This window comes from Dickeya zeae NCPPB 2538 (assembly GCF_000406165.1).
In the GTDB taxonomy this organism is placed as follows: Bacteria; Pseudomonadota; Gammaproteobacteria; order Enterobacterales; family Enterobacteriaceae; genus Dickeya; species Dickeya zeae.
Window position 1 is genome coordinate 1,776,656 of record NZ_CM001977.1, and the last position, 24,152, is coordinate 1,800,807.

Here is a 24,152-nt window from a genome sequence, read left to right on the forward strand (position 1 = left end):
CTGCGATGAAACAGATTTCACTTTCACAGGGGCTTACCGGTATTGGTCTGATGATATTGCTGACCGGCCAACTGTTGCCGATGATCGATTTTTCGATCGTCAACGTCGCACTGGAAGCGATCGCCCATTCACTGTCTGCCAGCCCGGCTGAGCTGGAGCTGGTGGTGTCGGTTTACGGTGTGGCGTTTGCCGTCTCTCTGGCTATGGGTGGGCGGTTGGGGGACAACCTGGGCCGACGCCGGGTGTTTCTGACGGGCGTTGCCGTGTTTGGCGTTGCGTCGCTGTTGTGTGGCATTGCTCAGTCGGTATGGGTGCTGCTGGCGGCCCGTGCCTTGCAAGGTGTTGGGGCGGCACTGGTGGTGCCACAGATTCTGGCGACGATTCATGTCTGCCTGCGAGGGCGCGAGCATGCCCGGGCGTTGGGGCTTTACAGCGCGATTGGTGGGCTGGCGTTTGTGGTCGGGCAGGTGTTAGGCGGTTTTTTGATTCAGTTAGATATCGCCGGTTATGGCTGGCGGAGCGTGTTTCTGGTCAATCTGCCGGTTTGCCTGTTGGTGTTGTTGGTGGCACCGTCACGCCTGCCGGATACTCGTGGTGAAAAACCGGTAGCGCTGGATTTACCCGGTACCGTTCTGTTGTCATTGGGGTTAGCCAGCCTGCTGTTTCCGTTGGCATTGGGGCCCATCTGGCATTGGCCGTGGGAGTGCGTTGCGGTGTTGCTGAGCAGTCTGGTGTGGTTTGCGTGGCTGTGGCGGGTAGAAAACCGCCAGCCTGCGCCGTTGCTGCCACCGGCGTTATTCCGGTTACCGGGGATCCGGTTTGGCTTGTTGCTGGCGTTACTGTTCTTTTCCAGCTGGAGCGGGTTTATGTTCGCGGTGGCGTATACCCTGCAATCCGGCGCGGGTTTTACTCCGTTGCAATCGGGTAACAGTTTTATTGGTCTGGGATTGTCCTATTTTGTCTCATCGCTGTTTAGCGGCCGCCTGCTGACCCGTCTGGGTAATAGAAATGTGCTGTTGATCGGGTGTGCTATCCAGATGAGCGGCCTGGCGTTGTTGATGGCGTCGCTCGCCTGGCGCTGGCCGGTATCGGTGCTGCAATTACTGCCCGCAACCATGATGATTGGATTTGGTCAGGCGTTTATCGTCAGTAGCTTTTATCGCATTGGCATGTCTGATGTGCCGACGCAGCAGGCAGGAGCGGGCAGTGCGCTGCTTTCTACCATGCAACAGGCGTCACTGGGGCTGGGGCCTATCGTACTGGGTACCGTACTGGTGCATGTGTTGCATGCCAGCGGCGGGCATTTTGCCAGCGCACTGACAGCGGCATTGATGGCGGAATGGGTGGTGATGCTGGTGTTGGTATTGTGCGCGCTGCGTAACCGGCCATCACGCCCTGAGTCACAGACGGTGGTCTGCGGGGAATAAGCCCTGTCGGGTGATGCGCTGTTGGGTAAGGTGAAAACAGTAAAAAAAATGCCAGTCAACAGACTGGCATTGTTATACGGATTATCGCCGGGGTTTATTTCAGTACGGCAATGGCTGCATCGTAGTCTGGCTCGTTGGTAATTTCGTTTACCAGCTCGCTGTGCAGGACATTGTCGTTTTCATCCAGCACGACAACGGCACGGGCGGTCAGCCCTTTCAGCGCGCCTTCGGCAATCGCCACACCGTAGTTTTCTTTGAATTCCGCACCGCGCAGTGTAGACAGAACCACCACGTTGTTCAGGCCTTCTGCGCCGCAGAAGCGAGACTGTGCGAACGGCAAATCAGCAGAAACGCACAGGACAACGGTATTATCCAGGCTGGAAGCCAGCTGGTTAAATTTGCGCACAGACGCGGCGCACACGCCGGTATCGATGCTTGGGAAAATGTTCAGGACTTTGCGCTTGCCGGCGTAGTGGCTCAGTGCCACATCAGAGAGGTCTTTGGCAACCAGTGAAAATGCCGGTGCCTTGCTGCCCGCAGCCGGGAAAGATCCTGCTACCGGCACCGGGTTACCCTGGAAATGTACATTTGTTGACATGCTTACGTCCTTCTATCACAGGTGATTAACATGTCGATTAGTGTAGGGCAACATTATCAACATTGGTATAAAAAGTTATGGCTCAGTAACTGAGTCAGTGCCGACAGATAGCTCTGGGTAGCGCTGTCTGCGGCGATCACCGGTAACTCTGCCGTAATGCACAGCAACTGGCGTTCAGCACACCAACTGCCAAATGAGCCGGGTGTTGGATACCCGACATCGTCGACCAGCGGGAGCGAAAAGGTTTCCGACAGCCAGGCACCCAATGCAGAGTGTTGGGGGTCATCAATGCAGGCCAGCGGTTCATGAAACGACACCACCCACGGTGGCGATAAGTGTTCGATAAGACGGCACAGCGCCTGCGTTTCCGGCTCAGAGCCGGGGTGGCTGCCGGTCGATATCTGCACATCGCGCACCGGAGTATCGCTGCTCCAGCGGTAGACGGTGCCATCCGGCTGCCAGTTGGCGGTGGGGAAATTGCGATTGAGGTCAACACCGTTGGCATTGGCGCGCAAACCCAACTGGCACCCATCCGGATTGACTGCCAGCACCACATGGTGCGCCAGACTGCCGGCTGCCAGAGTGCGCAGGGCACACGAGAGTGCGACCACCGAGGCGGTTTCATCACCGTGCGTCCCCGCGAGGATCAATCCGCTGTGTTTTCCTGCGTTTTCCGCCGGGAACCACAGTAGCGGTGCACCCAGCCGGGAACGACCGTACTCCTGACCCGGTGAGGTAAATCCCCCGCGCTCGGCACGAGGGCGCGGCACAAATCCGATATCTGTCATGGTGTTATCCTGACGGTTGCTGCGTTGTATCGTCTGATAATAACAAAAAATTCGGGCTGGTCGCGTCGGTGAATCTGAATTGCGGGGCGCTTTGCAAACCGCCTTCGCTCTACTGGCTGGAAGGGCGGGTTTACGACTATGATAACTTCCAGCCTGATAACGATTTTTTCAGTAGGCACATGCCCAACATAATTCGAGCCATGCGCTGCTACGGGGTGGCAGGACACGGCTCTTTGGTTAAAGGACACAACATGCAATTTCGTGACTCTGCAATTTCCGTGAGCGTGCTTTGCGCCATATTGATGACCACCCTGACAGGGGCGGCGAATGCAGCACAGGTTCCCCCCGGTACGGTACTGGCGGACCAGCAGCAGATTGTGCGTCATATCAAGGATGAACCCGCTTCGCTGGACCCGATTAAAGCGGTGGGGCTGCCGGAAATCCAGGTGATTCGCGATTTGTTTGAAGGGCTGGTGAATCAGGACGCGCATGGCAACCCGATTCCTGGGGTGGCTCAGCGCTGGCAGACTAACGATAACCGCACCTTTATTTTTACCTTGCGGCCAGATGCACGCTGGTCGAATGGCGACCCGGTGACCGCCAGAGACTTTGTTTACAGCTGGCGGCGGCTGGTGACCCCGCAGAATAACTCGCCGTTTAGCTGGTTTGCCCGAATGGCGGGCATCGTCAATGCAGATGAGATTCTGGCTGGTAAGTTGCCTGCGGAGAAGCTCGGAGCCGTCGCGGTTGATGACCACACGCTGAAGGTGCAACTGAGCAAACCGGTGCCATATTTCATCAGCCTGATGGCTAATTTCAGCCTTTATCCGGTGCATCAGGCCACGGTGGAGAAATACGGTAACGAGTGGACTAAACCGGGCAATCTGGTGGGTAACGGCGCGTTTGTGCTTAAAGAGCGGGTAGTGAATGAAAAACTGGTGCTGACCCCTAACGATCACTATTGGGATCACGCGAATACCCGCCTGACGCAAGTGACGTTTGTGCCTATCAATCAGGAATCTAACGCCACCAAGCGTTATCTGGCAGGCGATATCGATATCACCGAATCCTTCCCGAAAAATCAGTATCAAAAGCTATTGAAAGATCTGCCGGGACAGGTGTTTACGCCAGAGCAACTGGGTACTTACTATTATGCGTTTAACACCCAGCGGGCACCGACCAACGATGTGCGAGTGCGTAAAGCGCTCTCTTATGCCATCGATCGCAAGATTATTGCTGAGAAGGTGTTAGGGACGGGAGAAAAACCAGCCTATCGCTTTACGCCCGATGTCACCGCGGGTTTCACGCCGCAACCGGGGCAACTACAACAGTATTCGCAGGCTGAACTGGACATGCAGGCTAAAGCGCTGATGGCCGCAGCAGGCTATGGCCCGTCCAGACCCTTGAAACTGACGTTGTTGTACAACATGCAGGAAGTTCACCAGAAAATCGCCATTGCAATCGCGTCAATGTGGAAGACGAAGCTCGGTGTGGACGTCAAACTGGTGAATCAGGAATGGAAGACCTACATTGACAGCCGTAACACGGGCAACTTTGATGTGATACGTGCGTCCTGGATTGGTGATTACAATGAGCCTTCCACCTTTCTGTCATTGCTGACGTCGAGCCACAGCGGCAATATTGCGCGCTTTAATAATGCCGATTATGACCGACTGATGGCGGATACCGCTGGACAGACAGACCGGAAGATCCTCAACGAGGATTATAACCGCGCCGAACAGATTCTGGCGGAACAGGCACCGATCGCGCCTATCTACCAGTACACTAATGGCCGACTGATCAAGCCCTGGGTGAAAGGCTATCCTATCGCTAACCCGGAGGATGTGGCCTACAGTCACACGCTGTACATTCTAAAGCACTGATAAACGAGGCAACCGGGTTTTATCGAAAGGGGTATCCGGGTATCGCTGGTGCGCTGCTTTCCGATTGCAGCTCGGGATACAAGCAGTAAGATGTGCGTGGTGTGCAAAGCAGGAGTGAAGTCAGGAGAGGATGTGTGGACGTGATGGACAGTAACGCTATCCAGCATATGGGGGCGGTTTTTACCTACAAACTGGATGGGCAGGGCGGCATTCTGCCGTTGGCAGATCTCGGGTTGAGAGGGGACGAAGGGCTACCCATTTGGCTGCATCTCGACTCAACACAGTCGGCCAGCGTGCGTTGGTTGCACGAAACCACCCTGTTACCGGATAGCGTACGCAATGCGCTGGCGGGCGAAAGTGCCCGGCCCCGCGTGGTCCGGCTGGGCGAGGGCACTCTGGTAACCCTGCGCAGCATCAACTACAACCCCAATGAGCGGCCGGATGAACTGGTCGCTATTCGGGTGTTTATTTCTGAGCGGCTGATTGTCTCCACCCGACGCCGCAAGGTCGCGGCGATCGACGAGGTCATGAGCGATCTGAAAGAGGGCAACGGGCCTGCCAACAGCGGTGACTGGATAGTGTCCATCGCTGAGGCATTAACCGACCACACCAGTGAGTTCATTGACGAGCTGCATGAGAGAATCATCGATTTGGAAGATGCGTTACTGGAACAGCGCATTCCACCGCGCGGAGAGCTGGCGTTAATCCGTAAACAACTGATTGTGCTGCGTCGTTATATGACGCCGCAGCGTGATATCTTCTCGCGCCTGTCTGGTGAAAAATTTAGCTGGATGCAGGATGACGATCGCCGTCGCATGCAGGAAATTGCCGAGCGTCTTGGCCGCGGGCTGGAGGATTTGGATGCCAGCATCGCGCGAACTACCGTTATTGCTGATGAAATTACCTCGTTGATGACGGACGCCATGAACCGGCGTACGTATACCATGTCGTTACTGGCGATGGTGTTTTTGCCCACCACCTTTCTGACCGGATTATTTGGCGTTAATCTGGGCGGTATTCCAGGCGCGAATAGCGGTATTGGTTTTGGCGTATTTTGCCTGATGTTGGTGTTATTAGTGGGCGGCGTTGCCTGGTGGTTAAAACGCAGTAAATGGTTGTGAGTGGCGCGGTGGAATTATTGCGTGAAATATCACACAACCGTCGGCAGAGATAAAAACCATTGTCAATATTGAGCGATATCAACATTTTTGGCCCCCACCTGCGGCACTATGCATCCCGCAGGTGAATGCAACGTCAAGCGATGGGCGTTGCGCTCCATATTGTCTTACTTCCTTTTTTGAATTACTGCATAGCACAATTAATTCACACCATGCCGACGTTTCGTCGGCTTTTTTTTGCCTGCGATTTGACGATGTTGTTATTTAGGGCTGGCGTTGAAGACTGTCGCGTTTACGGCTGTCATGTTTACGTAGGAACCAGCGATTAAGCCGCCATAGCAATAAAACGTACGCTGCCAGTAACGGTATCGGCGGCCATCACACCGCCGATAGACCGGTACCGCAGGGGAAGCGGTAAAGCGAAAACTAGCGAATCTCCAGTACGTCCAGACGTTCCAGTGGACGGGTGTTGTCTTCGTCATCTTCATCCGGCTGCCAGCCCGTAGGTTGTAGCGGTATCTCTTCACGATCGAAGGCTAAATCGCCGCCATCCACGACAGCGCTGCCCTGACGGATCGATTTGAAATCGAACAAGGCGGTATCGCACAGATGCGACGGCACTGCATTTTGCATGGCGCTGAACATGGTTTCGATACGGCCGGGGTAGCGTTTATCCCAATCACGCAGCATGTCTTTGATCACCTGACGTTGCAGGTTTGGTTGTGAACCGCACAGGTTACACGGGATGATCGGGAACTGACGCGCCTCGGCAAAGCGTTCAATGTCTTTTTCACGGCAATACGCCAGTGGGCGAATCACCACGTGCTTGCCGTCATCGCTCATCAGCTTGGGCGGCATGCCTTTCAGTTTGCCGCCGTAGAACATGTTCAGAAACAGCGTTTGCAGAATGTCATCGCGGTGGTGGCCAAGCGCTATCTTGGTGGCACCCAGTTCGGTGGCGGTGCGATACAGAATGCCACGACGCAGGCGAGAGCACAGTGAACAGGTGGTTTTCCCTTCCGGGATCTTCTCTTTCACGATGCCGTAGGTGTTTTCTTCCACAATCTTATATTCAACGCCGATACTGTCCAGATACTGCGGCAGCACATGTTCCGGGAACCCCGGCTGCTTCTGGTCCAGATTCACCGCCACCAGCGAGAAGTTCACCGGTGCGCTCTGCTGCAAATTACGCAGGATCTCCAGCATGGTGTAGCTGTCTTTGCCACCGGACAGGCAGACCATGATTCGATCGCCCTCTTCAATCATATTGAAATCGGCAATCGCTTCGCCCACGTTACGACGCAGACGCTTTTGCAATTTGTTGAGGTTATACTGCTCTTTGGGTGTAACAGATTGATTTTCTGACATTTAACGGTAACTCATGTTCATGGGGCCGGTGCTCCAGCATTGCTGGGGGCTAAGTGTACCATTAAGTGCGTGGTAGGGGAGTCTGGTGGAAGGATAAACCTGATAATGGGTAACGCCAGGTGGACGTTTAAGCGACCACCTGCGTTGGGAAGAGTTATATTCTGCCGTTATTAAGATCATCCTTTATTAACTTGGCTTCCCTTTCTCTTCTGGTTGGATATTTATCGTGGAAATTGTTTAGCTCTCTGACCAGCTCATCCCATTGTTGGTTTATTATAAATCCCCATGTTTTGGGCGTTTTTAGTTTTAAATTCCCATATTGATGTGCTAAGTCTAAAATCATTGTTCGTGTGTTTGCGGGTAATTGTGAGAATTTCACACCTTTACTTTCGTTGTCAAACTCAGTTTCTAAAGACTTCAGTGATTTTTGAATATAAATATTTGATAGTATATTTATTTCATTTGAAGTTAATCTTAGTGGCATTTCTCGTATTTTCTGTAATGCACTTGTTTTCTTTAATTTCATGTAGGGTTTAAGCTTTTCTACAATGCTACTGGGTACACCATCGCGTATTAAATCTTTTGCTTCCCGCTGACCTAAGTCAATCCCCATTCCTATGGTTACTCCCGAATTTTCGACAGGAGTGCCATCTTTATTTAAAGGAACATACCCGTCAGTTCTCATACCTTCGGACTCCCTCAAGAAGGATATATCTATGTTGAATTCTTTAAGAAAGTCTTGATCCGATGATATCGGCTTATTTCCCGATTGATTAGAATTAGAAACAGTAGAGCGTGTTAATGGTACAGAAGGACTCACTGTTTGCTGAGCACGGCGAGCTACTGTTGCAGACGGTCGCGGCGTCTGCACTGCAGGGGGTGATACTGGTGCTGATGTAGATGACCGCGTAGCCTGAGTGACTGTTGCCGGAGGTGTCGATGCTGCTGTGTGGGAAGCCGGTTCGGTATTTTGAGATGCGTTAATCGCGTCAATTTGGGCCTGTGTAGTAACCATTCTATAAATGGTGTAGCCAGGCAATGCTACCCGGTAGTCAGGGCCGGGATAGAATCCTGATTGCGTGAAGTCAGAAATCCATTTGCTGCCGTCGTACATGGCGGCATGGCCAAATTTGTGCTCTTTTTTTATCCCGGCTTTTATATCCTGCTTAAACCCTTCCAGAATAACTACGTCACCGGGAAGAAGTTTGCTGCGGTCATATTCTCTGGATGGTCTTGGCATAGAAAATATAGGGGTAAAACCAGCGGCAATGAGTTTGGAACCAAGATCTTTCGCCGCAGGCGCTCTTTCTATTTTTGTTCCACCAGCCTGAATGGCATCTACAACGGCTCTGGCGCAATAACCTATAGATTCTTTTTTAGCTTTGCGTTGCAGCGAGCTTATGGTGGTAGCAGGGTTCCAGGTTACCGTTGCAATAGGTTTCGGCGTCAATGCTGTTGCATTATTTGATAATGCGGTAGCAGCAGTCGGTGTTGACGAATCAGATGATGAGGTCGATGCGATGGAATTAATCTTAACGTCAACTTCGACCGGCTTAACGTCGACAGGCGCTGGTTTGGATTCAACGGCCTTACCTTTGGCTGCCTGTACCAAAGATGTCGATGCGGACGAGAGTAATCCCGGTACGGTACCTGCCAGGCGCGACAACGGTGCCGCCATGCCGGACATCAGCTTGCTTAGCTGGCTTCCCGCGGCGGCGTAATCAGGTGCAAATGGCGCAGTGGCCGGTTCTTGCGGTGCGGCCGGTTCGAAGGTGGGCGCAGCGGCAGTCGGTGCGGGCGTCGGCTGGCTGGGTGGGGTGGTATTGGTTGCAGCAGACTGTGTCGGTGTTTCCACTGGCGGCGTGGGCGTCTGTGGTGGGGAAAACTTCGGCAGCGGTGGAACCGTTGTCACCGGTGGCGTTGTAGGCGGTGTCGGTTGGCTGGCAGCGGCTGGCGTTGGTGATGGCCGTGCGGATTCCGGTGCGGATGATCGAATATTGTCTGGCCCGGTTGCTGGCAAAGTAGAATAACCAGACGCCGTATTATTGGCTTCTGAGTTATTTTGTTGTGACTGGGAGTTTATTTCCGTTTTCTTCGTAAACGACCGCGTTTTTTTTATCACGACGAAGAGTTGTTTCCGGGTGGTGTTATTCTTTTTCATAGGCGTTTAATAAGCGTATTAGCTGACGTCAATGATAAAAATTAACGCCAGCAGGATGAATGGGAAGCCGCTTCAGCGTTATTACTCACTGAGGTGGGTATATTTCAGCGTCATGAGAAGAACGATGGCGTTATATTATCGTTTGTGGCTGAATACACTATTCAGGCGTGTTTGCTGGTGGCTCAGCAAACAGATAGGTGGGGTAGGGACTACAGGATGGCCTGTGCCGATACGGATAATTATCCCCCGAGTTGCCCCTTTTTCCTCTCATCGCTGGATGAGAACACTGCTATCCTGTGGACAGGACCCGGTGCCTGCATGCGTTGTGCGACAGGCCATGACAAGACACGGTATGGCCCTTGCCTGGGCTGAAACTGTTGGCGAAAAGAGAACAATACCCATAAAGAGAACAATACCCATGAAGAAACTGCTTCTGGCCGTAGCGGTCACGGCGATGTTGTCAGGATGCTCCGTATTCCGTACCAAGACAACGAGCCTGAACAGTACATTTATCTCGCCGTATTACTTTACCTATGACACAAGCCACGTACTGAAGGGCCAGACTAACTGGGTGGATTATGTCTATCTGACCGGTAACCCGGCACGTTGGGATGAAATTCGCGGTACATACAAAGCCGCATTGCCGAAAATTACCCTTAACTATCGGGTGGAACCTGCTGATGGTGGATATCGGATCACCTATAACGGGATGGTGAATTACCTGCTGTCGGCGCGACATGGCGTTGAGAATGGCAAAGACATGATTGAAGGCGAGAGCGTACGGCAGTTCCTCATCCCACAACGTAGCGCCGTGGTGGTCAAAGATAAAAAGGCGATGCTGACGCTGACCGATGACATCAAGGTGGAAGTGTCGCTGGCAGAAAAAGTCGAGATGCATTCCATTGAGGATCGTTAACCCGTGAACGAGGGTAACGGCATGGTGTCGTTACCTCATCATGGCTCGATTTACCATTATGGCTTTCCTGACCAAACCGGCGTCCTTGCCGGTTTTTTTATTACTGAGTACCGATGATGTCTGATGACAACAACGTTGACTCAGAAGCTTTCCCAGTCCTGCTGGTTCTGGCGACGGTTGTGGTTTAACGACAGTGTGGCCTGGCTTAATGTGGCCTGGCTCGATATGGATAACGGATTGCGGGTGCTGGCAGTCAACGTGGTACGGGGCAATAACGGCTGTCTATCTAACTGTTTATTATCTAACCGTCGATTCTCTAACCGTTGATTATCCTGCGTTAGCCGGAAATGGCTCACCAGTGTTTCCAACTGTACGGATTGTTCCTCCAGCGAGCTGGCGGAGGACGCGGATGCCGTGACTAGCGAGGCGTTTTGTTGGGTGGTGGCATCCAGTTCACTTACGGCGCTGGCGATCTGCTCGATTCCACGGCGCTGTTCATCCGACGCGGCGGCGATGTCACTGATAATATCGTTGACGCGGGAAACCGAGCGCAGGATTTTTTGCATCGCGTCACCGGCTTCTGAGGCCAGCATAGAGCCGGTATCAATACGACTCACCGATTCGGCGATCAGATCCGCGATTTCACGTGCGGCCTGGGCGCTGCGTTGTGCCAGATTGCGCACTTCGCCAGCGACGACGGCGAAACCGCGCCCTTGTTCTCCGGCACGTGCGGCTTCCACGGCGGCGTTAAGCGCCAGAATATTCGTCTGGAAGGCGATGCTGTTGATGACGTCGGTAATATCGGCGATTTTTTTCGAACTGACGGCGATGTCATTCATGGTATTGACCACGTTTTGTACCACGTCACCACCGGTTTGAGCATCTTTTGAGGCTTCTGCCGCAATCTGGCTGGCGTGACGCGCGTTGTCGGCGTTGTTTTTCACCGTTGAGGTCAGCTGTTCCATGCTGGCGGCGGTCTGGACGACAGCGGCGGATTGTTGCTCGGTACGGGACGACAGTTCATGGTTGCCGTGGGCGATTTGCGCAGCAGACGCCGCTACGTTGCTCACGCTATCACGGATGTTGCCGATCATCTGACGCAACCGTTCGGTCATCCCGGCCATGGCGGTGGTCAACTGGCCCAGCTCATCATGACGCGTGGTGTCGATGCTGGCGGTCAGGTCGCCGCTGGCGATGCGTTCCGCCAGCGCCAGATTGTGGGACACCGGCCGGGTAATCTGGCGGGTGATGTAACGTGACACCAGTAGGCCGAATACCAGAGCAAGCAGGACGAAGGCCGCCGTACCGGTGATGGCGTTGTTGGTCAGCGTGGTGTTGATCTCATTCAGGCGCTTGATGACCTCTTTGGCGATATTGCTGACGTTATCGCCGTCGGTTTTCACTGCGGCTTCCGCGTTCGACAACGTCTGGTACGCTGTCAGGTCATTTTCCGCCGAGGCTTTCAGGTTAACGGCATTTTCCCAGAACGCATCCAGCGTGGCTTTCTTGTCGGCAGGAAATTGTGTGGCAAGGTCACGATAGCTTTTCTCGATATCGCCAAAACGGCTTTGCAGTGTATTTAGCGCAGCGGGCGTATGTGCAATCACTACCGCATCGGCCGTTGCTTTGAAAGACGCGACTGCCAGTATGAAATCTATGGCTTTTTCCCGGTCGTTATCGGATGGGAATGCGATGGTTGCCAGACTACTGCGAAAGCGGGAGAGAGCGGCATCGACTGAAATGCTGTTAAACCGGGCGTAGGCGTCACCAAGCGCCTGTTTGGCGCGAGCCATTTCACTGATGGATTGCTGCAAGGCAATCTGGTGTTTCTGCATCTGGGCCAGCGGCTCCCTGAACTCGCTTTCACGGTATAACTGGCTACCCTGTTCAAGGTTTTTAGCCAGGTCATTGTTATAGCTGACCATGGTGTCGTAAGGCTCATTGTCATTGCTGACGAAATACTTTGTTCTGGCAATTTTGACCTGAAAAATATCCATGATGACGGTATGCATCAGGTCGTTTTTGCTGTCGTACGCTTTGATGGTTGAAAAACGGTAAATACTCAGTGCTGAGGACAGAACCACTAAAAATAAAATGATGGCAAAACCCAGATACAGCTTGGTTGAGACATGCATGTCAAAAAAACGTTTTCTCACAGGTGCCATTATCTACTCCCGTTGGCAATTAGGCTGATTGATTACCAGCCTAACCATTAATCGACCAACGAATGGCTGTCTTTAGTCGCTGAAAAATAAGGACATATAATTTATCCCCCTGACAATAATTGTATTTGTTACTTACCGTGAGTAAAAACATGAGAGGTAAAAATGGGGCTAAACGGTGATTTTTTACGCCACAAAAAGCGCTCGAAAAGAGAAGTAAATAGGACTATGCCGCATTCCGCTATTTAGCGATAAAATGGACCGATTGCTTCTCACATCCATGATATAGGAGTCGACAAGAATATGATGATGCCGCAATGGCTGGTGGCGGGCACGGCGCTGATGCTGGTGGTCTGTAGTAGCGGATGTAGTAGCGGACAAGCTGAATCGGCGCAAATGCAAGAGTCGGTCGCGCCGCAACGGGCTGCCTGGCAAGGGCAGGAAACCCCGGCTGCGGTGAACTGTACGCTGGCCGGTGGGCGTATGGGCGTTTCACGCCAGTTGAGTGGGGCCAGCATCGGTACGTGCCTGTTGGCGAATGGCAAGCGCTGCGACGAAACCTCATTGATGAACGGTCATTGCCCGGCTGGGTGATCCCAGCGGGTCATTCGGCAGGTAAGCAGTAAGAGGTAAGCAAACCGGCGGCATGACGCCACCGGCAGTGTGATCACGGATTGACCTGGTTGGGGCAGGGTACGCCTTCGCTAAGCTGTTGGATGTTGTGCAAAGTGGTGTCGGCGATGCTGGTCAGCGCTTCTTCGGTCAAAAAGGCCTGATGGCCGGTAAACAGCACGTTGTGACAGGCCGAAAGCCGACGGAATACGTCGTCCTGAATCACGTCGTTGGATTTGTCGGTAAAAAACAAGTCTCGTTCGTTTTCATACACATCCATGCCGAGTGAGCCGATTTTTTGCTGCTTGAGCGCGTCGATGGCGGCCTGAGAGTCAATCAATCCGCCCCGGCTGGTGTTGATGATCATCACGCCATTTTTCATGCGTGCAAACGCATTCTGGTCAAGCAGATGATGGTTTTCTGGTGTCAGCGGGCAGTGCAGTGAAATCACGTCTGAGCGGGCATACAGAGTATCGAGGTCGACATACTCTGCGCCCAGTTCCAGTGCGAGTGGATTCGGGTAAGGGTCGTGCGCCAGCAGCGTCATGCCGAATCCTTTAAGGATACGCAGGGTGGCGATACCAATTTTTCCGGTGCCGATAATCCCCGCCGTACGCTGGTACATGTTGAACCCAATCAACCCTTCCAGTGAGAAATTGGCATCGCGAGTGCGCTGATACGCGCGATGAATGCGGCGGTTGAGGCTCATCATCATGCCTACCGCATGCTCTGCTACCGCTTCCGGTGAGTAGGCCGGTACACGCACCACCCGGATCCCCAGTTCGCGGGCCGCGTCCAGGTCGACGTTATTAAAACCGGCGCAGCGTAACGCCAGGATGTTGATGCCGTTATTCGCCAGTTCTGTCAGCACCTCACGCCCGGCTTCATCGTTGACGAAGATACAAACCGCGTCGCAGCCCGCGGCCATTTTGACGGTGCGCGGGCTCAGCATAAAATCGAAAAACTCCAACTCATACCCGAACTGTTGGTTTACCTGTTCCAGGTATTTGCGGTCATATTGTTTGGTGCTGTAAATCGCCAGCTTCATGATGATCTCTCCACAGGGTATTGTCGGTTGCGCATCTGTTATAGGTGGTGTTATCACCTGCCGTGATGATGGCAACCAGAATAAGTTAGCAGAAAATCATAAACAGACAAACCGTTACCCTTATCATGGTAACGGGATGAAAACGTCAGGGTGGCGGTACGGTTGACAGCAACAAAAAGGGAGGGGGATTTCCCCCTCCGTGATGACCAGGATGATGTGACTTACTTCGAGGCACCGAATACCGAGATGGCTTGCGCCATGCTGGCGATCTGCTGCTGCAGGTGCCCGGTGGCGGAGTTGGACTGACTCGCCAGTGCGGTGTTCTGATGGGTCAGCTCGTCGATGCGGTTGACCGCGTCATTGATCTGCTGCAGCCCCTGCGACTGTTCTTTGGTGGCCAGGCTGATGTCGTTCATCAAGTGCGTCACTTCCTGCACTTTGACCAAAATGTTGTTCATCGAGCGGTTGGTATGAGCCACTTGCTGGTCGCCAGCGCGGATGCTGGAGAGCGTATTGTCGATCAATGCCGCGATGTCCTTGGCGGAGGAGGCGCTGCGCTGCGCCAGCGAACGGACCTCACTGGCGACCACCGCGAAACTCTTACCTTGCTCCCCGGCATGAGCAGCTTCGACGGCAGCGTTGACCGCCAGAATATTGGTCTGGAATGCCAGATTATCCAACACGCTGATGATATCGGTGATGCGTTCGCTGGCGCGGGTGATCGCATCCATCGTACTGGCAACCTCCGAAACGGCTTGCTCGCCGACATTGACGACCTGGTTGACGTCCTGCGCATATTGCGAAGCGCGTAGCGAGGCGTCGGCGTTACTCTTGATGGTCGCGGTAAGCTGCTCGACCGAGGCGGCGGTTTGTTGCAGGCTCTCTTCGGTTTTCTCGCAGCACTCGGCCAGAATGTGATTCCCCTGGGCGATTTCACTACACGCGGTTTTGAGTTCATGCAGGTTGACGTTGACGTCATCGACAAAGGTGCGGAAGTTCATGCCGGATTGATTGACGGCGCGCATCAGCATGCCTATCTCATCGGCGCGATTAAGCTGGGTCAGGCTGTTGGCCTGGCCGGACGCAGAACGCATCGCTTGCTCGAGGATCAGTTCCGTCGGTTTGGCGATATGTTGCACCAGCAGCTCGCAGAACAGGCTGGCACAGGCGATCAAGGCGGCAAACACACCCCATACCAGCGCTGTTTTTGGCAGCAGTGCGAACGCGATAGCCAGCGGCATCAGCCCCAGCAGCCCAAAATAGCTGCGAATGCGCCAGCGCAGTGGCATGGTTTTGAACATGCTCAACCATTTCAGCGGACCGGTATACACCACCAAACCGTGATGGAAAGTGCGGTTTTTCAGGGTTCCCTGATTCACCTGAGCATAGAGTGCTTCCGCCTGGCTGATTTCGTCTGTGGTGGCGGCGGTGCGTACCGACATATAACCGACCAGCTTGCCATCGCGCTTTAGCGGCGTCGTGCTGGAACGAACCCAATAGTGATCACCGTTCTTACGACGGTTTTTGACCACACCAGTCCAGATTTTTCCGGCTTTTAGCGTATTCCACATGTCCGCGAAGGCCGACGGTGGCATATCCGGATGGCGGATAATATTATGCGGTTGCTCCATCAGTTCTTCCGGCTCATAGCCGCTGACGTTGATGAAGTCGGCGTTGGCGTAGGTGATGAGGCTGTCAGGGGTGGTGACCGACATCAGTTTAGTATTGGCATCCAGCGGATACTGACGTTGGCTTACCGGGTAATTTTTACGCATGAAGCATCCCTTTTTGCGATATTGAAGGGTAAAGCGAGTCCATATTGTCTAAATAAGCAACAATGCTAATGAATCGATAATACAGGCAGAAGCGCGGTGTATGGGCGTTGCCACCGTGCCTGCCATCAAGGCAGCGCGTAGTCAGAGACTGTGCTTATGTAAAAATTTTATCACGATCAGGTAATTGAGATGTACGGATTTTGCTGGGTAATGTGAACTGAATGGTGACATTTAGCGCATTAATCGTAACAATTCGCACTGAATGATAAAAATGATGATAGCGAGAACACCCTGAAACATAATCCATGCTGACGTTTATACGCTGTACCCGATGGCTGGCCCTGCTGGTCGTCGCGCTGATGCTGGGGGGAATCATCGCCTGCCTGACGATGCCGCGCTGGTTGCCCGTGGTATTGCAGCCTTATTTGCCTGTCGGTGTGAGGGTGGCGTTGAATGACACGCCCGGCTGGCGTCAGGGAGGATTCTGGCTGCCCGACGTACAACTGCGTCTGGCATCGTGTCAGCCAGCGACGCTGTCAGGCTTGCTGGTGCGTTATCGGGACGGGCGTTGGTATCTGGAGGCGCAAGCCTTGACGCTGGATGCGGACTGTTTGCGGCAATGGCCGGTCTCTTCCGCGATGACGGCACCTCAATTAGCGCAGTGGCAACAGTGGTTGCCGGAAACCGAATTGATTCTGCACCACGTTGCACTCACACCCTGGCTGCCCGAGGTGGGCAGTTTGCACTTGTCTGGCGACGCATCGCGCCAGCAACTCCATATCCAGAGCGACCAGCTACAGGTGCAGGCGGAATTGCGTGGCGCTGAACTGACGCTACATCAAGGCCTGATGCGCACGGCACCGCAAGAAACACCGCTACAAATCAACGGCGCGATGCACCTGGCACCAACGCTTAACCGCCTGCCGCAACGGGGGGAGGTGCAAGGCGTCGGGCTACCGTTACGGTTACCGGAACCAGCCAGTGCGGTGCTGCGCTGGCAGGGGAATCAGGGCGAATTGACGGTCAGTGTGGCGTCAATGGACGAACCGTTGCTGACGCTGCCGTGGCGGATAAGCGACGGCAACCTGCGTATTCAGGACGGGCGCTGGCGTTGGCCGTATGCCAGCCAGCCGCTGACCGGTGGCGTTTCGCTGACATTGTACGATCTGTTGCAACCGCGTGACCCACTGCGGCTGGAAGCACGCCTCAATATTCTGACCCAGGGGCATCATGGTCGCGCTAACGCGGTGCTGTCGGTGGGGCCCGGTTTACTGGGGCTGACTGACAGCGATATGCGCTTCCAGTTTACCGGGCAAGTGAATTTGCCTGATTTATCCATTTTCGCGTCACTGCCGGGCACCGTAAAAGGGGCGGTGCTTGATCCTACCGTGTCGTTGCTACCGGGCGCGCTATTACGGGCCTGGGGAACACCGCGTCCGGACGTGGAGCTGGAGGAGGCGCGCTGGCCGCTGGCGGGAATCCAGGTGACCCGACAAGGTGTGAGCGGCCGGTTACAGGCCATTGTCAACGTACGCGACCGCTACTGGGGGCGTTTCCGCTTGCATCTTGACGGTAAAGCGCAGCAGTTTTGGCCAGACCGCGGTGACTGGCGCTGGCGCTATTGGGGAGAAGGCGAGCTGCCGCCGTTGCAAGGCCGATGGGATATCGCAGGTCAGGGGCGCTGGCAGAATAATGAGATTGACGTCGAGTCGTTGTCCAGCGGTCTTAACCAACTGCGGTACGGCGTGGTGACGGTAGAACAGCCGAGACTGACGCTGACCGAACCCCTGCGCTGGCGACGCGACCCCACGGCGGGAACGCTGCGCGGCGCGCTGAAACTGGCGGCGAAGCAGGTGAATTTTCACGGTGCTGGCACGCTGCCTGCCACCGAGCTGGCGCTGGATATTCATGGCCGCAATTTGCAGGATTTCCAATGGAATGGTCAGTTGCAGGCGCAGGCGGTCGGCCCTATTCGACTTAACGGTCGCTGGGACGGACAACGGCTGCGTGGTAACGGGTGGTGGGCACCGCAGCCGTTGCGGGTATTCCAGACGTTGTTGCCGCCACGCTGGAATCTGGCTATTCGTACCGGGCAGTTTTACGCACAAGCGGCATTTTCCGCTGCGCGTGGGCAGGGATTCCGCGCTGGGGGGCATTGGGTGGTGAAAAACGCCAGCGCCTGGCTGGAGGATGGCGAAGTCAGCGGGGTGAACTTTGTGTTGCCGTACCGTTTCGAAAATCATCGCTGGCAGTTGGGCATTTCCCGTCCGGTGGCGTTACGCATTAACCGGCTCGATAGCCTGTTCCCGATGCAGAACATCGATATACAACTGTATGGCCATTACCCTTACAGTGAGCGCCATCCGTTTACGCTGGCGCAGCTGGACCTGGATGTGCTGGATGGTCATCTGTCGTTGTCGCCGCTGCGCCTGCCTGCACATGATTCGGCGATACTACGGTTACAGGGGATCGATGTCGGCGAACTGGTGAGTGGTCTGAAGGTGAAGAAACTGTCGATGTCCGGCCGGGTGAGCGGTGTACTCCCGCTGAACTTCAGCCACCCCTCGATGCTGGTCAAAGACGGTAAATTTACCAATGACACGCCACTGACCATAGAGCTGGATTCGCAACTGGCGGATCAACTGGCGCGAAACAGTGTCGCCAATGCGACGGCTGTAGCCTGGTTACGCTATCTTGAGGTTGGACGTTCCTGGGTGACGGTCGATATCAGTCAGAATGGCGAGTTGTCGCTGGCGTCGCGTATTACGGGGCAAAGCGTGATGGATGACCTGTCACGGCGCGACATAGTGCTCAATTATCGCCAGCAGGAAAACCTCTTCCAGTTATGGCGTAGCCTGCGTTTTGGCGACAATCTGAAGGCGGCACTAGAACAACAGGTCGCTGAGTAATCGATGATGAGTAGTAAGAGGACGAGATGAGAACAGCCTGTGTCGCGATAACGGCCGTGTTGCTAACCGGCTGCACCCCGCGCATTGAGGTGGCGGCGCCAAAGGAGCCGATTACCATCAACATGAACGTGCATATCGAGCACGACATCCGCATTCACACGGATAAAGAAACGGCACAACTGCTCGATAGCACCGGTAACCGGGCCGGTGAGCAGATAAAGAGAAATCAGGGCAATAAAGGCGTCGTTATAGACGAGTAGTCGTTATAGACGGGTAGTAGTTATAGACAAGTCATAAAAAACGCCGTGTGCCATAAAAAGGAATCATCAGGCAACACGGCGGCGAGTATGAGGGTAATTAACGCGTTATATACCCCAAATCATTCACGTTGCAGGCCAGGCAATGCACCGGCAACGTGAAGAAGGTCGGGGAGTATTATGCAGATGCCAACTGAGACAGTTGTTCTTTAGCATCAGCCACCGCTTTTTGTGCCATATCCGGGCCGTAAGCGATACCTTCTGCAAACACGAATTCGACTTCGGTGATGCCGATGAAGCCCAGCATCAGGCGCAGGTACGGTGCGACCACATCGCTCTCGGTATCTTTGTGAATACCGCCACGGCTGGTCAGTACCACAGCGCGTTTGCCTTTCACCAGACCTTCCGGCCCTTGTTCGGTGTAGCGGAAGGTGACGCCAGCACGGGCGATAAAGTCGAAATAGTTCTTCAACTGGGTTGAAATGTTGAAGTTGTACATCGGGGCGGCCAGCACGATAACATCGTGTGCCTGAAGTTCGGCAATCAGGGCGTCGGACAGGGCCAGCGCGTCCTGCTGACGCGGAGTCAGCGGTTTGTCGGAAGGACGCATCGCGCCAACCAGCTCACCATCCAGCACCGGTACCGGCTGAGCGGCCAGGTCGCGAACGGTAATGGTGTCGGCAGGGTGCGCTGCCTGCCAGGAGGCAGTAAAGTGGTCAGCCAACTGGTTGGATTGAGAGAAGTCAGCCAAAATGCTTGATTTCAGAACGAGTACTTTGCTCATTGCCTATTCCTTATTAAGTGTGCCAGAACGAACGTTGTCGTCGCATGAACGCATCATAGGTGTGTTATCGACAACGGGATAGCGCAATATTTCGAGTTCTTTGTTCGATTTTATTGAATGAAGGGGCGTGAGGCGAGAGATAGCGTGGCAGAATCCCTTTGGACGGCATATAGCCTGCGCCGTCAATGTGATACCATGCCCGCCGCCCGAATTTGTGTTTTCGCCATGTTGCGCTGGTCATCATTTTTCTGGTCACCGTTTTTTTGGGTCACTATGCGTTCTGGTAACCCTCAGACGATGCTTGCCGACCAGCGGCACCGGACAGCGGCCATCACCCCTACGTGTTCGGTATGGCGACGCACTCCCGGAATCAGACAGTAAGGAATTGCACCGTGACATCACCTCTCCATGCGTTAGAACCTCAACTTGATGCCTTAATGCTACGTGACCGGCAACGTCTGCGTCGCCGTTTGCAAGGCGCGATGAAAGTGGGGAATCCACAGGCGCAGGCGGCGATTGCGCAGGAAATTGGTCAGGAGATTGACACTGCTCGCCTGCGGGTAGAACAACGCAGGACATCGCTGCCGACTATTCATTATCCAGAGGCGTTGCCGGTCAGCCAGAAACGTGAGGCGATCCTCAACGCTATCCGCGATCACCAGGTGGTGATTGTGGCTGGGGAAACCGGTTCAGGTAAAACCACCCAGTTGCCGAAGATGTGCCTGGAGTTGGGACGCGGTGTGACCGGGCTGATAGGCCATACCCAGCCGCGTCGACTGGCGGCCCGCAGCGTGGCGGACCGCATTGCCGCCGAACTGGAAACCCCGTTGGGCAGTACCGTGGGTTACAAGGTGCGGTTTAACGATCAGGTGAGTGATAACACGCTGGTCAAGCTAATGACCGACGGTATCCTGCTGGCGGAAATTCAGCAAGACAGGCTGCTGATGCAGTACGACACGCTGATCATTGATGAGGCCCACGAACGCAGCCTCAATATCGATTTTATCCTCGGCTACCTCAGGCAGCTGTTACCGAAACGCCCGGATCTCAAGGTAATCATCACCTCGGCGACCATCGACCCGCAGCGTTTTTCGCGCCATTTCAGCAATGCGCCGGTGATCGAAGTGTCTGGGCGTACCTACCCGGTGGATGTGCGTTATCGGCCGGTGGTGGAAGACGCGCAAGACAGCGACCGCGATCAGTTACAGGCGATACTGGATGCGGTAGATGAGCTGTGTCACGAAGGGCCGGGCGATATTCTGGTGTTTATGAGCGGTGAGCGGGAAATCCGCGATACGGCCGATGCGTTAAGCAAGCAGGATCTGCCGCATACCGAGATTTTGCCGCTGTACGCGCGTCTTTCCAGCCAGGAGCAGAACCGGGTATTCCAGTCTCACCACGGGCGTCGCATCGTGCTGGCGACCAACGTGGCGGAAACGTCGTTGACGGTACCGGGTATCCGCTATGTGATTGACCCCGGCACGGCGCGCATCAGCCGCTACAGCTATCGCACCAAGGTGCAACGCTTGCCGATTGAACCGGTGTCACAGGCTTCCGCCAATCAGCGAAAAGGGCGCTGTGGCCGTGTGGCGGCGGGGATCTGTATTCGCCTTTATTCTGAGCAGGATTTTCTCTCCCGGCCCGAGTTTACCGACCCGGAGATTCTGCGTACCAACCTGGCCTCGGTCATTTTGCAGATGACGGCGTTGGGGCTGGGGGATATCGCCGCATTCCCGTTTGTCGAAGCGCCGGACAAGCGCAATATTCAGGACGGGGTACGGTTACTGGAAGAGCTGGGCGCGATTCACACCAGTGATGACGGCCGCTATCGCCTGACACCGCAGGGACGGCAACTGGCACAGCTGCCGGTTGACCCACGGCTGGCGCGTATGGTTTTGGAAGCGCGACAGACCAGCTGTGTGCGTGAGGCGATGATCATTACCGCCGCGTTGTCGATTCAGGACCCGCGTGAACGCCCAGCGGAGAAAAAGCAAGCGGCGGAAGAAAAGCATCGCCGGTTTGCCGACAAAGAGTCCGATTTTCAGGCGTTCGTCAACCTGTGGGACTACCTGCAGGAACAGCAGAAAGCCTTGTCATCCAGCCAGTTTCGCAAGCTGTGCCGTAGCGACTACCTCAACTACCTGCGGGTACGGGAATGGCAGGATATCTACACCCAATTGCGTCAGGTGGTAAAAGAGCTGGGCTTCCCGGTGAATAGCGAACCGGCGGATTACCGCAGCCTGCATTGCGCGTTGCTGACCGGGCTGTTGTCCCATATCGGGCAAAAGGACGTCGACAAGCAGGAATTCAGCGGCGCGCGTAACACCCGGTTTGCCATTTTCCCGGGCTCCGGTTTGTTTAAGAAGCCACCGAAGTGGACGATGGTGGCGGAGCTGGTGGAAACCAGCCGTCTGTGGGGGCGTATCGCTGCTCGCATTGAACCGGAATGGGTCGAGCCGCTGGCGCAACACCTGATCAAACGCAGTTACAGCGACCCGCACTGGGAAAAAGCGCAGGGCGCGGTGATGGCACAGGAGAAGGTCACACTGTACGGTTTGCCGCTGGTGGCCGCCCGTAAAGTGAACTACGGCACTATCGACCCGGTGGTGTCGCGTGAGCTGTTCATTCGCCACGCGCTGGTGGAAGGCGATTGGCAAACCTCACACGGTTTTTTCCGTGCCAACCAGCAATTACGCCAGGAAGTGGAAGAACTGGAAAACAAATCTCGCCGCCGCGATATTTTGGTGGATGACGAGACACTGTTTGCGTTCTACGACCAGCGTGTGCCCCAGGATGTGGTCTCCAGCCGCCATTTCGACAGCTGGTGGAAGCAGGCCGCCAAAGCCAACCCGGAATTGCTGAATTTCGAAAAGGCGATGCTGATCAAAGACGGCGCGGAACGTGTCAGCGCGCTGGATTACCCGAACCATTGGCAGCAGGGTGAGCTGCGGTTACGGCTTACCTACCAGTTTGAACCGGGCGCGGACGCGGACGGCGTGACCGTGCATATCCCGCTGCCGGTGTTGAATCAGGTGAAAGAAGACGGGTTCGAATGGCAGATCCCAGGGTTACGGCGTGATCTGGTGGTGGCGTTGATCAAGTCATTGCCCAAACCGATACGGCGTAACTTCGTGCCGGCGCCCAACTATGCAGAAGCGTTTCTGGCGCGGGTCACACCACTGGAAAAAGGGTTGCTGGAAGCGCTGGAGCGTGAGTTGCGCCTGATGACCGGCGTGACGGTTGATCGCGAAGCCTGGCAGTGGGATCAGGTGCCCGATCATCTGAAAATCACCTTCCGGGTGGTGGATGAGAAAAACCGGACGCTGCGGGAAGGCAAGCAGTTGCGAGCGCTGAAAGATCAGTTGCAGGAGAAGGTGCAACAGACGTTGTCGGCGGTGGCGGATGACGGCATCGAGCAACGCGATTTGCACATCTGGAGTTTTGGCGATTTACCGGAACGTTACGAGCAAAAACGGGGTGGCTATGCGGTAAAAGCCTATCCGGCGCTGGTGGATGAAAAAGACAGCGTGGCGATCCGTCTGTTTGATTCGCCGCACCAGCAACAACAGATGATGTGGCGTGGTCAGCGCCGTTTGCTGCTGCTGAATATTCCATCACCCATCAAATACCTGCACGAAAAGCTGCCGAATAAGGCCAAGTTGGGGCTGTATTTCAACCCGTACGGCAAGGTGCTGGAGCTGATTGACGATTGCATCGCCTGCGGTGTGGACAAATTGATGGAGCAAGCCGGTGGCCCGGTATGGCAGGAAGCGGCGTTTCGCCAGCTGCACGAGCGTGTGCGGGCGGAACTGAACGACACGGTGGTAGATATCGCCCGTCAGGTGGAGCAGATCCTCACCACGGTGTTCAACATCAATAAGCGGCTGAAAGGCCGGGTGGACATGGCGCTGGCGCTGGCATTAAGCGACATTAAAAGTCAGTTGAGCGGGCTGGTATTTCGCGGTTTCGTGACCGATAACGGCTACAAGCGGTTGCCGGATGTACTGCGTTATTTGCAAGCCATTGAGCGTCGGCTGGATAAACTGGCGCAGGATGTCCACCGCGATCGGGCGCAGATGCTGAAAGTCGAGCAGGTGCAGCAGGCCTGGCAACAGTGGCTGAATAAGCTGCCGCCGGAACGCCGCGATGATGATGACGTGAAAGCTATCCGCTGGATGCTCGAAGAGTTGCGTGTCAGCTATTTTGCCCAGCAACTGGGCACACCGTACCCCATTTCTGATAAACGCATTATGCAGGCGATGGATCAGATAGACGGGTAAAGCGGATAGCGGGATAACGTAGATAATCGGATAGCCCTGGCCCGGTGCTCAAGCATCGGGCCAGGG

17 protein-coding genes are annotated in these 24,152 nt (G+C 54.8%); 9 read left to right on the top strand and 8 right to left on the bottom strand.

Annotation, left to right across the window (positions count from 1 at the left end):
* Positions 1–5: 5 nt before the first annotated feature.
* Positions 6–1,427, top strand: coding sequence for an MFS transporter (locus tag DZE2538_RS07770; protein WP_038916015.1), 1,422 nt, complete (start codon positions 6–8; stop codon positions 1,425–1,427).
* Positions 1,428–1,521: 94 nt separating this feature from the next.
* Here DZE2538_RS07770 and tpx read toward each other — a convergent pair whose 3' ends face one another.
* Positions 1,522–2,025, bottom strand: a complete 504-nt coding sequence (gene tpx / locus DZE2538_RS07775) for a thiol peroxidase (protein WP_012884420.1) — start codon at positions 2,023–2,025, stop codon at positions 1,522–1,524.
* Between the two features lie 56 nt (positions 2,026–2,081).
* Positions 2,082–2,813, bottom strand: a complete 732-nt coding sequence (gene mpaA, locus DZE2538_RS07780) for a murein tripeptide amidase MpaA (protein WP_038916016.1) — start codon at positions 2,811–2,813, stop codon at positions 2,082–2,084.
* A 302-nt stretch (positions 2,814–3,115) separates the two neighbouring features.
* Between mpaA and DZE2538_RS07785 the strand changes: the two genes are divergently transcribed.
* Complete coding sequence (locus DZE2538_RS07785) at positions 3,116–4,696, top strand: peptide ABC transporter substrate-binding protein (protein WP_162830908.1); 1,581 nt, start codon at positions 3,116–3,118, stop codon at positions 4,694–4,696.
* A gap of 143 nt (positions 4,697–4,839) precedes the next feature.
* Positions 4,840–5,817: a zinc transporter ZntB gene (gene zntB / locus DZE2538_RS07790; RefSeq protein WP_071603603.1), complete on the top strand. Its 978-nt coding sequence runs from the start codon at positions 4,840–4,842 to the stop codon at positions 5,815–5,817.
* A gap of 423 nt (positions 5,818–6,240) precedes the next feature.
* On the opposite strand, the gene ttcA is transcribed toward zntB, so the two are convergent.
* Both ttcA and DZE2538_RS20625 read right to left on the bottom strand, forming a co-directional pair.
* Complete coding sequence (ttcA, locus tag DZE2538_RS07795) at positions 6,241–7,182, bottom strand: tRNA 2-thiocytidine(32) synthetase TtcA (protein WP_019845764.1); 942 nt, start codon at positions 7,180–7,182, stop codon at positions 6,241–6,243.
* A 154-nt stretch (positions 7,183–7,336) separates the two neighbouring features.
* Positions 7,337–8,860 carry a pesticin C-terminus-like muramidase gene (locus tag DZE2538_RS20625; RefSeq protein WP_201765544.1) on the bottom strand — a complete coding sequence of 508 codons (1,524 nt, stop codon included), beginning with the start codon at positions 8,858–8,860 and terminating at the stop codon, positions 7,337–7,339.
* Between the two features lie 61 nt (positions 8,861–8,921).
* On the opposite strand from DZE2538_RS20625, the gene DZE2538_RS21140 reads away from it, so the two are divergent.
* On the top strand, positions 8,922–9,212 hold the full coding sequence (locus DZE2538_RS21140) for a hypothetical protein (protein WP_038916019.1): 291 nt from the start codon (positions 8,922–8,924) through the stop codon (positions 9,210–9,212).
* Positions 9,213–9,761: 549 nt separating this feature from the next.
* Positions 9,762–10,259, top strand: a complete 498-nt coding sequence (locus DZE2538_RS07815; RefSeq protein ID WP_012884426.1) for a hypothetical protein — start codon at positions 9,762–9,764, stop codon at positions 10,257–10,259.
* A 140-nt stretch (positions 10,260–10,399) separates the two neighbouring features.
* Here the strand turns inward: DZE2538_RS07815 and DZE2538_RS07820 are convergent, their stop codons facing one another.
* Positions 10,400–12,424 (bottom strand): methyl-accepting chemotaxis protein, encoded by a 2,025-nt coding sequence (locus DZE2538_RS07820; RefSeq protein ID WP_038916020.1) that lies wholly within the window; start codon positions 12,422–12,424, stop codon positions 10,400–10,402.
* Positions 12,425–12,724: 300 nt separating this feature from the next.
* Between DZE2538_RS07820 and DZE2538_RS07825 the strand changes: the two genes are divergently transcribed.
* Positions 12,725–13,015, top strand: a complete 291-nt coding sequence (locus tag DZE2538_RS07825; RefSeq protein WP_012884428.1) for a putative hemolysin — start codon at positions 12,725–12,727, stop codon at positions 13,013–13,015.
* A 73-nt stretch (positions 13,016–13,088) separates the two neighbouring features.
* On the opposite strand, the gene DZE2538_RS07830 is transcribed toward DZE2538_RS07825, so the two are convergent.
* Together DZE2538_RS07830 and DZE2538_RS07835 are read right to left on the bottom strand one after the other, a co-directional pair.
* On the bottom strand, positions 13,089–14,081 hold the full coding sequence (locus DZE2538_RS07830) for a 2-hydroxyacid dehydrogenase (RefSeq protein WP_038916021.1): 993 nt from the start codon (positions 14,079–14,081) through the stop codon (positions 13,089–13,091).
* 221 nt (positions 14,082–14,302) lie between these two features.
* Positions 14,303–15,856: a methyl-accepting chemotaxis protein gene (locus DZE2538_RS07835; protein WP_023640036.1), complete on the bottom strand. Its 1,554-nt coding sequence runs from the start codon at positions 15,854–15,856 to the stop codon at positions 14,303–14,305.
* 305 nt (positions 15,857–16,161) lie between these two features.
* Between DZE2538_RS07835 and DZE2538_RS07840 the strand changes: the two genes are divergently transcribed.
* Both DZE2538_RS07840 and DZE2538_RS07845 read left to right on the top strand, forming a co-directional pair.
* On the top strand, positions 16,162–18,765 hold the full coding sequence (locus DZE2538_RS07840; RefSeq protein ID WP_038916023.1) for a YdbH family protein: 2,604 nt from the start codon (positions 16,162–16,164) through the stop codon (positions 18,763–18,765).
* Between the two features lie 26 nt (positions 18,766–18,791).
* A complete protein-coding gene (locus tag DZE2538_RS07845; protein WP_038916024.1) occupies positions 18,792–19,025 on the top strand; it encodes a YnbE family lipoprotein in 234 nt (77 codons plus the stop codon).
* Positions 19,026–19,200: 175 nt separating this feature from the next.
* Here DZE2538_RS07845 and DZE2538_RS07850 read toward each other — a convergent pair whose 3' ends face one another.
* Entirely contained in the window at positions 19,201–19,806 is a 606-nt protein-coding gene (locus DZE2538_RS07850) for an FMN-dependent NADH-azoreductase (RefSeq protein WP_012884434.1), read from the bottom strand.
* A 392-nt stretch (positions 19,807–20,198) separates the two neighbouring features.
* Between DZE2538_RS07850 and hrpA the strand changes: the two genes are divergently transcribed.
* Complete coding sequence (gene hrpA, locus DZE2538_RS07855) at positions 20,199–24,086, top strand: ATP-dependent RNA helicase HrpA (RefSeq protein ID WP_071603573.1); 3,888 nt, start codon at positions 20,199–20,201, stop codon at positions 24,084–24,086.
* Positions 24,087–24,152: the final 66 nt, after the last annotated feature.

What these genes read in the sequence shown, in the direction of transcription:
- zntB (WP_071603603.1), top strand. Translation starts at nt 4,840, where the DNA reads ATGGACAGTAACGCTATCCAGCATATGGGGGCGGTTTTTACCTACAAA.
- mpaA (WP_038916016.1), bottom strand. Translation starts at nt 2,813, where the DNA reads ATGACAGATATCGGATTTGTGCCGCGCCCTCGTGCCGAGCGCGGGGGA.
- ttcA (WP_019845764.1), bottom strand. Translation starts at nt 7,182, where the DNA reads ATGTCAGAAAATCAATCTGTTACACCCAAAGAGCAGTATAACCTCAAC.
- DZE2538_RS07820 (WP_038916020.1), bottom strand. Translation starts at nt 12,424, where the DNA reads ATGGCACCTGTGAGAAAACGTTTTTTTGACATGCATGTCTCAACCAAG.
- DZE2538_RS07785 (WP_162830908.1), top strand. Translation starts at nt 3,116, where the DNA reads ATGACCACCCTGACAGGGGCGGCGAATGCAGCACAGGTTCCCCCCGGT.
- DZE2538_RS07815 (WP_012884426.1), top strand. Translation starts at nt 9,762, where the DNA reads ATGAAGAAACTGCTTCTGGCCGTAGCGGTCACGGCGATGTTGTCAGGA.
- DZE2538_RS07850 (WP_012884434.1), bottom strand. Translation starts at nt 19,806, where the DNA reads ATGAGCAAAGTACTCGTTCTGAAATCAAGCATTTTGGCTGACTTCTCT.
- DZE2538_RS07770 (WP_038916015.1), top strand. Translation starts at nt 6, where the DNA reads ATGAAACAGATTTCACTTTCACAGGGGCTTACCGGTATTGGTCTGATG.
- DZE2538_RS07830 (WP_038916021.1), bottom strand. Translation starts at nt 14,081, where the DNA reads ATGAAGCTGGCGATTTACAGCACCAAACAATATGACCGCAAATACCTG.
- DZE2538_RS20625 (WP_201765544.1), bottom strand. Translation starts at nt 8,860, where the DNA reads ATGGCGGCACCGTTGTCGCGCCTGGCAGGTACCGTACCGGGATTACTC.
- DZE2538_RS07845 (WP_038916024.1), top strand. Translation starts at nt 18,792, where the DNA reads ATGAGAACAGCCTGTGTCGCGATAACGGCCGTGTTGCTAACCGGCTGC.
- DZE2538_RS07835 (WP_023640036.1), bottom strand. Translation starts at nt 15,856, where the DNA reads ATGCGTAAAAATTACCCGGTAAGCCAACGTCAGTATCCGCTGGATGCC.
- tpx (WP_012884420.1), bottom strand. Translation starts at nt 2,025, where the DNA reads ATGTCAACAAATGTACATTTCCAGGGTAACCCGGTGCCGGTAGCAGGA.
- DZE2538_RS07840 (WP_038916023.1), top strand. Translation starts at nt 16,162, where the DNA reads ATGCTGACGTTTATACGCTGTACCCGATGGCTGGCCCTGCTGGTCGTC.
- DZE2538_RS07825 (WP_012884428.1), top strand. Translation starts at nt 12,725, where the DNA reads ATGATGATGCCGCAATGGCTGGTGGCGGGCACGGCGCTGATGCTGGTG.